10 protein-coding genes are annotated in these 12,966 nt (G+C 43.4%); 3 read left to right on the plus strand and 7 right to left on the minus strand.

The annotated features are described in order from the left end of the window. Positions 1-67: 67 nt before the first annotated feature. Positions 68-1,132: a DUF3810 domain-containing protein gene (locus tag KO473_RS13855; protein ID WP_005818662.1), complete on the plus strand. Its 1,065-nt coding sequence runs from the start codon at positions 68-70 to the stop codon at positions 1,130-1,132. Between the two features lie 2 nt (positions 1,133-1,134). After that, entirely contained in the window at positions 1,135-1,920 is a 786-nt protein-coding gene (mazG, locus tag KO473_RS13860) for a nucleoside triphosphate pyrophosphohydrolase (RefSeq protein WP_005775787.1), read from the plus strand. A gap of 170 nt (positions 1,921-2,090) precedes the next feature. Here mazG and KO473_RS13865 read toward each other — a convergent pair whose 3' ends face one another. The 7 genes from KO473_RS13865 to KO473_RS13895 all read right to left on the minus strand — a co-directional run bounded on the left by KO473_RS13865 (position 2,091) and on the right by KO473_RS13895 (position 10,144). Then, on the minus strand, positions 2,091-2,543 hold the full coding sequence (locus tag KO473_RS13865; RefSeq protein WP_005775786.1) for a hypothetical protein: 453 nt from the start codon (positions 2,541-2,543) through the stop codon (positions 2,091-2,093). Positions 2,544-2,571: 28 nt separating this feature from the next. Then, the gene (locus tag KO473_RS13870) at positions 2,572-2,985 is read right to left on the minus strand and encodes a hypothetical protein (RefSeq protein WP_005818660.1); all 414 of its coding nucleotides are present in this window, start codon (positions 2,983-2,985) and stop codon (positions 2,572-2,574) included. A 17-nt stretch (positions 2,986-3,002) separates the two neighbouring features. Beyond that, a complete protein-coding gene (locus tag KO473_RS13875; RefSeq protein WP_005810008.1) occupies positions 3,003-3,554 on the minus strand; it encodes an RNA polymerase sigma factor in 552 nt (183 codons plus the stop codon). A 72-nt stretch (positions 3,555-3,626) separates the two neighbouring features. Continuing rightward, positions 3,627-4,541 (minus strand): ribonuclease Z, encoded by a 915-nt coding sequence (locus KO473_RS13880; protein ID WP_005818659.1) that lies wholly within the window; start codon positions 4,539-4,541, stop codon positions 3,627-3,629. 123 nt (positions 4,542-4,664) lie between these two features. Further along, on the minus strand, positions 4,665-6,458 hold the full coding sequence (gene rpsA / locus KO473_RS13885) for a 30S ribosomal protein S1 (protein WP_005775782.1): 1,794 nt from the start codon (positions 6,456-6,458) through the stop codon (positions 4,665-4,667). 141 nt (positions 6,459-6,599) lie between these two features. Beyond that, on the minus strand, positions 6,600-7,715 hold the full coding sequence (locus KO473_RS13890; RefSeq protein WP_005818658.1) for a retron St85 family RNA-directed DNA polymerase: 1,116 nt from the start codon (positions 7,713-7,715) through the stop codon (positions 6,600-6,602). A 209-nt stretch (positions 7,716-7,924) separates the two neighbouring features. Beyond that, on the minus strand, positions 7,925-10,144 hold the full coding sequence (locus tag KO473_RS13895; RefSeq protein WP_122130468.1) for a DUF5686 family protein: 2,220 nt from the start codon (positions 10,142-10,144) through the stop codon (positions 7,925-7,927). Positions 10,145-10,355: 211 nt separating this feature from the next. On the opposite strand from KO473_RS13895, the gene KO473_RS13900 reads away from it, so the two are divergent. Continuing rightward, positions 10,356-12,545, plus strand: coding sequence for a glutamine synthetase III (locus KO473_RS13900; RefSeq protein ID WP_005775778.1), 2,190 nt, complete (start codon positions 10,356-10,358; stop codon positions 12,543-12,545). Positions 12,546-12,966 lie beyond the last annotated feature (421 nt).

The raw sequence follows: 12,966 nt of genomic DNA on the forward strand, positions 1-12,966 counted from the left end.
TAATAAAAATAAGTAGAATATAGGGACAGGAATATGTACTTTTGTTCCTCGAAAGAAAGAAGTAGCAATGAAAAGCAAAAAGCGAGTCATACGGTACTCTGTTTTAGGAACTTTAATTATCCTTGTCTGGGTCACTCAGGCGATCCCGGCAATGGGGGAAGGATATGCACGCTCGGTCTATCCTGTTATCTCGTACGTCCTGTCCGGTTTTTCCAATTTCTTTCCTTTTGCTTTGGGTGACCTGTTCATAGCATTCAGTATTACAGGGATTATTCTTTATCCGATATACGCACGCATCCGCCAAAAGTTAAGCTGGAAAACAATCCTGAGAAGGGATACGGAATATCTGGCATGGATCTATGTATGGTTTTACCTGGCATGGGGACTCAACTATTCGCAAAGAAACTTCTATGAGCGTACAGGGATACCATATATTACCTATACTCCGGAAAATTTTGACCACTTTGTAAACCAATACATCTATTTACTGAATGAATCATACGTTCCCATAACCCGGATCGACAAGGAAACCATCTGTAAAGAGGCAGTCAGCCAGTACAGTCTGATCAGTGACAGTCTCGGCGTACACCATCCTCCACACTCCATGCCACAGGTCAAAACAATGTTGTTCACTCCACTTATTTCAATGGTAGGAGTAACAGGAAGCATGGGACCGTTTTTCTGTGAGTTCACGCTGAATGGTGACTTGTTACCTCCACAATATCCAGCAACCTATACGCATGAACTGGCCCACTTATTGGGTATCACCAGTGAAGCGGAAGCCAACTTTTACGCCTATCAGGTCTGCACACGTTCTACAAATAGAGAAATCCGCTTTAGCGGTTACTTCTCTATCCTGGGACATGTGCTTGCTAATGCCCGCAGATTGATGACAGAAAATGAATACCGGGAATTATTCAGTCGGATACGTCCGGAAATCATCGAACTCGCCCGGAAGGATCAAGAGTATTGGATGGCTAAATATAGCCCGTTGATAGGTGATATTCAAGATTGGATATATGACTTATATCTGAAAGGAAACAAAATAGAAAGCGGACGGAAAAACTATTCGGAAGTCATCGGTCTGCTGATTTCATACAACGAATGGAAAAAAGAATCAAATAAAGAATAAACATGCATACAAGAGAAGAACAGATGGAAGCCTTCGGGCGCTTCCTGGATATACTCGACGAACTTCGGGTAAAATGTCCCTGGGATCGCAAACAGACCAACGAAAGTCTGCGCCCCAATACTATCGAAGAGACTTACGAATTGTGCGACGCATTGATGCGCGATGACAAAAAAGATATTTGTAAAGAGTTGGGAGATGTATTGCTGCACGTGGCCTTTTATGCAAAAATAGGCTCAGAAACCGGTGATTTCGACATGAAAGATGTTTGTGACAAACTCTGCGAAAAACTGATTTTCCGCCATCCACATGTTTTCGGAGAAGTAAAAGCCGACACAGCCGGACAAGTATCCGAAAACTGGGAACAGCTGAAACTAAAGGAAAAGGACGGAAATAAAACTGTATTAAGCGGAGTCCCTACTGCCCTGCCCTCACTTATCAAAGCTTACCGGATGCAGGACAAAGCACGTAATGTAGGATTCGATTGGGAAGAAAAAGAGCAAGTCTGGGAAAAAGTCAAAGAAGAAATTGCAGAATTTCAGGTAGAAATAGCCCATATGGACAAAGATAAGGCGGAAGCCGAATTCGGTGATGTCATGTTCAGCCTCATCAACGCTGCCCGTCTCTACAAGATCAACCCGGACAATGCCTTAGAACGTACAAACCAAAAATTCATCCGCCGATTCAACTATCTGGAAGAACACACCATTAAGGAAGGCAAAAACCTGAAAGAGATGTCTCTCGCAGAAATGGATGCAATCTGGGATGAAGCCAAAAAGAAAGGACTGTAAAAAGTCCTCTCTCCTCTAAAAGGATAATACCAAAATTCCACTGCAAACTAACGGATTGCGCAGAGTATGTAATTGACGGATCAATAAATATCCCCAATTAGTGTTTATCTGTGCAATCCGTTAAGTCTGTGGTAAATTCTCCCGCTCTTGCAGGAGAGCAATTTTTCATTCTATTTTTTCTTTCCTTTGTTATCACGAACCCCTTTCAACAACTCTCGGTGAAAACGCATTTCTGCTCGCTGTATCAGATAAATTTTCTTACACGGAAGTATCTTTTTAAACTTCTCAAAATAAGTTTTATCCAGACGGTCTGAAGCGATACGGGCATCGTATACCCCTTCCAATATTTCTCCATATTGTGCGTCAGTGGTTTTATCATCTTTACCGCTACGAAGCAACTTCCAGGCCTCGTCATTCAGTTGTTTTTTCCGGTCCTGTAATTCAAAGTAAACCGGAAAGAACTTTGCTGCCTCTTCCTTAGTCAGACCGGCTTTTTCTGTTATAAATGCTCGTTGTTTGGCCCTGAATTCTTCGGGTGACAAATGTTGGTTAGGATCTCCCATGGCATTCAGTGCCGGGATACAACTACAAACTATAATCAATAGAATAATCAGTTTCTTCATTTTGCTTTATTAAATCAGTTTAGTTTACTTATTCAGCTGTAGCATCACTGAGATAGACGTACAAAGAGTAATCGTCCAGCATCGAGCGATCCAGTGCTACATCAATATATTCATCCGAAACAATTTCGGTTCCTGCATCATTTGCAGTCAGTTGATCATCCACCGTTGCCGGCTGGTGATTTGAAGAAGCCACACGGATAATCAATGCAGCTCCTATAAACATAGCCGCCATATAGAATAAAGGTTTCACCCTGGTCCACATTGTGGGTTGCTTCACTTCTTCAAAAGCAGGCTTCTCTTTTTCCGGAAGTTTACCCATCACCTCTGAAGTCAAGTTTTCAAAGTATCCCTCAGGTACTTTAAAGGAATTCTCCCTCCCCACTTTCTTCAATATGTTATCTTCTTCTTTCATACGTTCTTCTCCTCTCTTCTTCTTAGACATTATGCATATTAAAAGGTTTAATCAGCCTCCTCCAAAAACTTCTCGATTTTTTTCACGGCATGGTGATAAGAAGCTTTCAAAGCCCCCACCGAAGTGCCGAATATCTCCGACATCTCTTCATATTTCATTTCCTGATAATATTTCAGGTTGAACACCATCCGTTGCTTTTCAGGAAGGGTCAGCAATGCCTTCTGAAGCAATAACTCTGCCCGATCCCCCGAGAAGTAAGGATCGCTCTCCAGTTTCTGAGTCACGTCGGCCTCCGGATCGTCAATGGCAATTGTATTCATAGCCCGTTGTTTATTCAGGAAAGTGATACATTCGTTCAGGGCAATACGGTAAAGCCAGGTAGACAGCTTTGCCTCAGCCCGGAAATAGTCAATGTTTATCCATGCCTTAATGAAAGTATTTTGAAGAAGGTCATTGGCATCGTCATGTGAAAGTACCATCCGCCTGATCTGCCAGTATAATTGTTCGCTATACTGCGAAACGATCTGCTCAAATCCCTGCTTCTGTGTCCTCTCATCCTGAAGGAGTGCCAAAACCTCTCGTTCATTATAAGGGTTCATAGGTTCGTTTGTAATTCGTATATGTTATTTTAGACAATTCTATTCAACAAAGGTTTAATCGGTCTCCCGAAATTAAAGACTTATACACAAGTTTTCTTTTGCAAGTATAGTATCCGGAAAGATAGCCGAAGCTTCTTTCAGCAAAACATTTTCATCTTCGTAGCGGGCAGAGAAATGACCGATCACTAATCGCCGTACACCGGCTTCCACAGCTATCCGGCCGGCTTGGGCGGCTGTAGTATGGTACGTTTCTTTAGCACGTGCCAGTTCCGATTCGGCAAATGTAGCCTCATGAAAAAGCAAGTCAACACCTGAGATCTGTTCCGCAATCTCCCGCCGGAAAATCGTATCCGAGCAATAGGCATACCGTCTGGGAGGATCCGAGGGGCGGGTCAAGCGCACATTAGCAATCACTTCTCCTTCCGGAGTTATGTAGTCTGCACCGTTCTTTATCCGATTCAGTTCATAGACCGGTACTTTATAGAAATCGATCATATCACGGATAATATGGTTCGGCCGGGCCTTTTCCGCAAACAAAAAGCCACAACAGGGAATACGGTGCTGGAGCGGGATGGTGGTGACTGTCATCGAACGGTCTTCATAAATCACCGACGCTTGTCTGGTGTCAAATTCATGGAAAATGACTTTATATGCCAACGTATGGCAAAAGAAATTAAGCATAGGAGCCAATAACTCCTCCAATCCTTTTGGAGAATGGATATGTAACTCTGCCGTGCGCCCCAATAACCCGAAAGTGGAAATAAGCCCCATCAATCCGAAGCAATGATCACCATGCAGATGCGAAATGAAGATATGGTTCAGCCGCGAAAATTTCAACCGCGACTTACGCAATTGCATCTGTGCCCCTTCTCCGCAATCGATCATAAAAAGTTTATCACGCAAGTTGACTACCTGCGAAGTGGCAAAATGCCGGGTAGTAGGCAATGCGGACCCACAACCCAATATATGTAATTCAAATTTTTCCATCTTTCAAACTGTATTTGCAAAGATAGACAATTAAAGTTCAGCGCAATGATTCAACATACAAAAAAATGAAGGGTATCCCATTGAATGAGATACCCTTCTATATCAATCTATGAAAGATTTGAATTACTTCTTACCTTCCAGCTGTTCTTTCAAAGCAGCCAAAGCATCGATATCACCCAAAGTAGTAGAAGCAGCCTGATTTTGGATAGCAGGAGTTTCTTCTCTCTTAGAAGATTTCTTTGCGTTAGAAGCAGCTTTCTTCTCAGCTCTTTCTTCTGCCTTGGCAACATCTTCAAAAATGCGGCTATGAGACAGGATGATTCTCTTAGCGTCTTTGTTGAACTCGATTACTTTGAATTCCAGTTTCTCGTCCATCTGAGCCTGTGAACCGTCTTCTTTAACGAGGTGTTTCGGAGTAGCGAAACCTTCAACGCCGTAAGGAAGAGCAACTACAGCACCCTTATCCAACATTTCGATGATTGTACCTTCATGTACAGAACCTACAGTAAATACTGTTTCAAATACATCCCAAGGATTTTCCTCAAGTTGTTTGTGACCAAGGCTCAGACGACGGTTTTCTTTATCGATTTCCAGTACCTGAACTTCAATGTCAGCACCAATCTGAGTAAATTCTGACGGGTGTTTAACCTTCTTAGTCCAAGACAGGTCAGAGATGTGGATCAATCCGTCAACACCTTCTTCGATTTCTACGAATACACCGAAGTTAGTGAAGTTACGAACCTTAGCAGTATGTTTAGAACCTACAGGATATTTTTCTTCGATAGTTTCCCAAGGATCTTGTTTCAGTTGTTTGATACCCAAAGACATCTTACGTTCTTCACGATCCAGAGTCAGAACTACAGCTTCTACTTCGTCACCGACTTTCATGAAGTCCTGTGCAGAACGCAGGTGCTGTGACCATGACATTTCTGATACGTGGATCAGACCTTCAACACCCGGAGCGATTTCGATAAATGCACCGTAGTCAGCCATAACCACTACTTTACCTTTCACTTTGTCACCTACCTGGAGGTTCGGATCCAAAGCATCCCATGGGTGCGGAGTCAGTTGTTTCAGACCCAAAGCGATACGTTTCTTCTCGTCATCAAAGTCGAGGATAACTACGTTCAACTTCTGATCCAGCTCAACCACTTCCTTCGGATCGCTTACGCGGCCCCAAGACAGGTCAGTGATGTGGATCAATCCGTCTACGCCACCGAGGTCAATAAATACACCATAAGATGTGATATTCTTAACGGTTCCTTCAAGAACTTGTCCTTTTTCAAGTTTACCGATAATTTCTTTCTTCTGTTGTTCCAGTTCAGCTTCGATAAGAGCTTTGTGAGAAACAACCACGTTTTTGAATTCCTGGTTGATTTTAACAACTTTGAATTCCATTGTTTTGCCAACGAATACATCGTAGTCGCGGATCGGTTTCACGTCGATCTGAGAACCCGGCAAGAATGCTTCGATACCGAATACGTCAACAATCATACCACCCTTAGTGCGGCACTTGATGTAACCCTTGATAATTTCTTCATTTTCCAGAGCAGCATTAACGCGATCCCAAGAACGGGTAGCGCGGGCTTTTCTGTGAGACAGAACCAACTGTCCTTTTTTGTCTTCCTGGTTTTCGATGTATACTTCTACAGTGTCACCTACTTTCAGATCAGGATTGTAGCGGAATTCATTCAAAGGAATGATACCGTCTGATTTGTAACCGATGTTCACAACAACTTCACGTTTGTTCATTGCGATTACAGTTCCGTCAACAACCTCACGGTCATTTACTTTGTTAAGCGTACCGTCGTAAGCTTTTTCAAGTTCTTCGTGGCTGGCACCAGCGAAGCTCTCGCCGTTTTCATACGCATCCCAGTTGAAGTCTTCAATAGGAGCAACGTTCTTTAAGTTTTCCATTAATAATTAATTGTTTAGTAATTCTTTAATTAAATAAGACATTATATTGATTATATAAATCGGGCGCAAAGATAGAACTATTTTCTTGAATTAGAAAAGAATAGCAAAAAAAATATCAAAAAGAGCTACAATCGGTATGTCTCACATCAAGCTCTTTAAAGCCGCGATAGAATCGGATACATATCGGTTATCCGGTTCTATGGAACGCCAGTAACACAGATTGCCCAATAAACGCTTCAGATAAACCGGATCGGTGGAGCCAATATGCTCCTGATGACTGGCCAATCCTTTTGTCAGGACGTAATGCACATTCTTACGGATCTCCCTCTTTTTAGTTTTGGGAATTGTCATCTTCGTGCCCGAACTAACTGATACTCCGGTAATTATCTTACGTTTATGCTCAGGCAGAAAACGGGTTTTCTTCACATTCATCGTAAACCCTTCCTCCCTGATAACCTGATCAATCCGTGACAAGACTTTATCCTTCGGCAGAAAATCTCCCGAAAAGGTCAGGTCATCGGCATACCTCGTATAGACCAGCCCGTATTCATCGGCTAACGCCATCATTTTTTTATCCATCGGATAAGCAATAATATTGCTGAGAGCCGGACTTGTAGGCGCACCCTGCGGAAGGCACCTGTTACAACAGCAGAGTTCCGCCAGTACTTTCGCTATAGGACGTGAATATCCCATCTCCCTGAATGTCGCTCTCACTTTGGGCGAACGTATGGAAGGGAAAAAGTCATGAAGATCTACTTTCAATACATTTTTTCGTCCCAAATGAACCCGCGCATTATCGGATACAGATTTACCAGGACAGAATCCGGTAACAGCAGGATGCACATTGGCTAACAATAAAACTCGTTGGTAAATGGTCTGCTGCATAGCTCGCAACTGACCTTGGGGAGCTGTAATGATCCGGACTCCTCCGCTTCTCTTCTTTATATAGAACTGGGTGTATTGCCTCGGAACATAATCCAGCACCTCTCTCAACGTGTCTTCTTTGACTCCAAGTAAACTGGCACACCAACTGACAGCTCCGGCATCGAACCGCTTTGAGCCGAAAGCCACGGCTTTCCTACCAAAAATATTCTTCAGGGACGAAACACTTTCCTTCTTCTCTTTAGCATAAGGATTCTCACCGGCATAGTTTCCGGCTTTCCATCTTTTATATCCTTCCTGGCCTTTACTTGAACGAATGATACTAAAAACCAGCCAACCGGTAACGACAATCACAATAGCTAAAAGTAGTTCCATCCTTATACCTTAATTAATATATAGAAGCAAGTAAAAAAGAGGATGAGAGTGTTTACTTTTCTTTATTATGAGTATCTTAATAAAGAAATCCAGAAAGGCCCTGAATTCACGAGGCGACTGCACCTCTTTTTTGCTAAATCTTTATCTCATCCTCTTACGGGCAAAGATAAAGGTTTTCTCCTCCCCGACAAATAATAACAAGAATAAAATTAGCGGTTGAATAACTCAAACGTAAATTTACAGCCAACCTCGGTATACCTCCAGTTCTCACTTCCTACGAAAACGCCGAAATCGAAAATGTGAGTGCCGATTCCATATCCCAGCTCAATATAAGGCTGAAGATGGGGTACCGATAATATACTTGCATACAACCGTTCGTTTTGCACATAGCGTGTATACTTGATCAGATGCTTTAGAAGTAAAAAAGGAGCTTCATAGGTGAAATGCCCCCGTATGTACTTGCGTGAAGCATTGTACCAACGTCGGTCAAGAAGCTGAAATACTCCGCCAATTTCATCATTCCAACCTTCAGGAAGATTGCTACGGGTGAAATTATTAAAGTCAACAAAATACATTTCTTTCTGGTTAGTAAACATACCGAAACCAAAACGATAATAGATATTACGCATCAGTCCCAAAGGGATATGGTGTTGCAGGTCAAACTCCAGACGTTCATATTGCCCGGTGCTGCCAAACACCCCCTTGATACCCCTCTCCCAGTCTATTGAAAAAGTGGGGTATTTAGAACGCAGGTTGATCTTACGATGGCCGTTCATATAATAGTAAAGGCAAGGGGTCCACTCCAACCGGACCCGGGGAGCAAAGCTTAAATAGGTATTCCTGATTTTTCCCTGAATATCTTCGTTGGGAAGTTCCAGGCTCTTGGTCAATGGAACCAACTTGGAGGGTTTTACGGCTTTTCGTCTATGGGTGGAAAAGCCCACACTCAATTCCAGTCCATTAATAATTTCGATACTGTGCCTGAAGTTAAAGTATAAGTCATAGAAATAATCCAGATGAATCTGGTTGAAATCGAATACACTATCCGGTATGGCCTTCAGGTCATCGAGCACATCACTGCTGTAAATCCGGTTTCCGTTACCAAAGTCCACGTGGAAGGTCCCCATTTTCTCGGGTAGATAATTAAATTCGGAATTGACAGACCAATAAAACTCCTTGCGCGTAAAGTTGTAACCCAACTTAGGCACCACACGCAACAGCCGGTCGTGCTTAAAAAGCCGGTTGTACTTAAACGATTGCCTGTAAGAAAGCCCGTTACTTCCACTGTAACTCAATAAGAAAGGATTGATTATGGGCGAGCACTTCACACTTCCCAAATTGGACAGATTCAATTTATAATCACTGATCAGCACATCTCCTACCTGTCCCCAGAACACCTGGCTCTTACTCTTTGGCTTGATATTGCGCTGAATGGCGTCTTTACGCAGCGCATCTTCCTCGTACAATTTACGCTCACTTTCCGACAAGGGAATAGGCCGTAATGTTTCAAAGTAGGCACTATCCGTATGATAAGAAGCAGTCTCACATTGCAGGTTGTAAGAGTCTGAAAGATCATATTTACTTTTTCCTTTTGTCCTTGCCCTCACTTTTTCTTTCCATTCATTCTGGTTTTCTTCAAGTACGATGTCATGGTAGTTGAGTGATGCCACATAAACCCCGTTGATACGATTACCCAAGAAATTAAACTGTCCCTCGACATTGTAGCTGACAGGCAGAAATTCATCATCTTCTCCAACTCCTCCCATCTTTATCAGACAACTGAACAGCAAAAGCTCCGACCTGCCGGAAAATCGTATCTCGCGGACACTCCATACATCACTGCTCACAATCATATACCCGCCCACCAACTGGTCGCTTTTGCTTTTGGGGATAAACCGTATCTTATACTGCCGGTTATCTGTCCCCCCCATAATGGAATCAATCAGATACTTATAATACTTCCGTCCATTTTTGGCCAAGGGCGAAAGCAACCGATCATAAAGCAGCGTAGACGAATAGAGGTTGATATTGAAATACTCCAGCATACCCGGCACTCCCCGGCTATTGTGTACCGTACCTACAGAGGCTTTCACTTTTTGGTCATAAATATTAGGAGCCGTAAAATGCAGGTCACTATATGTTTCCACCATATACTGGCGCACTCCTTTCTGAAGACGGAACATGGAAGGCACATACCGGAGAATAAAATTTTTGCGTTTGATGTCCATCGTACCTTTTATATAGAGGTCGGCTCGGTAGTCGGTCACCAACTTTTCATAAAACGGGGCAAAGGTCATCACATTATTTAAAATGGAATCGGCAGAAATCGGACGTTTGGTCTGAGGATCAAGAACAACGTTAGCCACTCCCTTTTGTGAAAAAGAGAGCAAGACAAGCCCAAACACCCATATCCATATCTTGTATCTCAAATAGTAATCTCCTTTATTCAAGGCAAATATAAAAAAAATCCGATTATACGACTAATAAATTAATGATTTATACGAATCCGATCTACCTTCTTAAAACAGGGTGTCATCTTAAAAAAGAGACTAATTATAGAAAATACCCCTATAAAAATAGGGGTTATCTCAGAAAAAACACATAATTTTGCGCCCAACAACCGATAAAAAAGGCACCATTATGTCAAAAATGAGATTTTTCGCATTACAAGAGCTATCTAACAGAAAGCCCTTAGAAGTTACCACTCCCTCAAACAAACTATCCGATTATTATGCCAGCCACGTATTCGACCGCAAGAAGATGCAGGAATATCTTCCCAAGGAAGCATACAAAGCAGTGGTAGACGCTACCGAAAAAGGTACACCCATCAGCCGTGAGATGGCCGATCTGATAGCCAATGGTATGAAAAGCTGGGCTAAATCGCTCAACGTGACACACTATACACACTGGTTTCAGCCACTGACGGACGGAACTGCCGAAAAGCACGATGGCTTTATCGAGTTTGGCGAAGACGGTGAAGTCATCGAACGCTTCTCCGGAAAATTACTGATCCAGCAAGAACCGGATGCTTCTTCCTTCCCCAACGGCGGAATCCGAAATACATTCGAAGCCCGCGGATATACAGCATGGGATGTATCCTCACCGGCTTTTGTGGTAGACACCACTCTTTGTATCCCGACAATCTTTATCTCCTATACGGGCGAAGCGCTCGACTACAAAACTCCGTTACTGAAAGCATTGGCCGCCGTTGACAAAGCTGCCACCGAAGTGTGCCAGCTTTTCGACAAAAACGTAACCCGCGTATTTACCAATCTGGGTTGGGAGCAGGAATATTTCCTGGTCGACACCTCTTTATATAATGCGCGTCCTGACCTTCGACTGACCGGACGTACCCTGATGGGACACTCTTCGGCTAAGGATCAGCAATTGGAAGATCATTACTTCGGCTCCATCCCTCCACGTGTCACAGCCTTTATGAAAGAGCTTGAAATAGAATGCCACAAACTGGGCATACCGGTGAAAACCCGTCACAACGAAGTAGCTCCCAACCAGTTTGAGTTGGCCCCCATTTTCGAAAACTGCAACCTGGCAAATGACCATAACCAGCTGGTGATGGATCTGATGAAGCGCATCGCACGCAAGCATCATTTCGCCGTACTCTTCCACGAAAAGCCATACAGCGGTGTCAATGGTTCGGGTAAACATAACAACTGGTCGCTTTGTACTGACACAGGTGTCAATCTCTTTGCACCGGGCAAGAACCCAAAAGGAAACATGTTGTTCCTCACCTTTCTGGTCAACGTGCTGATGATGGTTCACAAAAATCAGGACCTGTTGCGTGCTTCGATCATGAGCGCCGGAAACAGTCACCGTTTGGGAGCCAATGAAGCCCCTCCAGCCATCTTATCCATCTTCCTGGGTTCGCAACTGTCGGCTACTCTGGACGAAATTGTCCGCCAGGTGACCAATTCCAAAATGACTCCGGAAGAGAAGACTACCCTGAAACTGGGCATCGGACGTATCCCCGAAATCTTGCTCGATACTACCGACCGTAACCGCACCTCTCCATTCGCATTCACCGGAAACCGCTTTGAGTTCCGTGCCGCAGGTTCATCGGCCAACTGTGCCGCTGCCATGATTGCCATCAACGCTGCCATGGCCAACCAGTTGAACGAATTTAAAGCATCGGTAGACAAACTGATGGAAGAAGGCATTAGCAAGGATGAAGCCATCTTCCGCATCCTGAAGGAAAATATCATCGCCTCCGAACCCATCCGTTTCGAAGGGGACGGTTATTCGGAAGAGTGGAAGCAGGAAGCTGCTCGTCGCGGACTGACAAACATCTGCCACGTACCGGAAGCCCTGATGCACTACATGGACAACCAATCGAGAGCCGTACTGATCGGTGAACGCATCTTTAACGAAACCGAACTTGCCTGCCGCCTGGAAGTGGAACTTGAAAAGTACACCATGAAAGTACAGATCGAAAGTCGTGTATTGGGTGACTTGGCCATCAACCACATTGTCCCCATTGCTGTCAGCTATCAGAACCGCTTGCTGGAAAACCTTTGCAGAATGAAAGAGATCTTCCCAGCAGAAGAATACGAAATCATGAGTGCCGACCGGAAAGAGCTTATCAAAGAAATCTCGCACCGTGTGTCTGCCATCAAGGTACTGGTACGCGACATGACAGAGGCCCGCAAAGTGGCAAACCATAAAGAGAACTTTAAGGAAAAAGCATTTGCCTACGAAGAGACCGTACGTCCCTATCTGGAAAGCATACGCGATCATATTGACCACCTGGAAATGGAAATCGACGACGAAATCTGGCCGTTACCGAAGTATAGAGAACTACTATTCACAAAGTAAGCCCTATACTTTATAGAATAGGACTCTGTCAAAAGTCTTTTCACCACAGGTTACACAGATTATCACAGATTATCAATACTGATAATCAATGACTTAAAATTCACTCTGTGTTACTCTGTGGTGAGTTTCGACACACTTTCTTTTTTTATTTATAAATGTTCCACTACAAGCACTAATTCCTTCACCTTAAAACATCCCCATGTTTTACCATAAAACATCCGGATGTTTTACACAACAACATGGGGATGTTATCTTCATAAACACCCGGATGTTTTAGATATAGAGATCAAAAGGTATACAAGGAACAGCCAAAGAATGCAATACAAAAGATACAGAGTTCACAGGCTTTTAATCATTTATGAATATATCTTCAAAAATATAGTTTCACTGTGCCCTCTCTACTTCTGTAATGAAAGAAATA

It is taken from the genome of Bacteroides sp. HF-4919, from assembly GCF_018860125.1.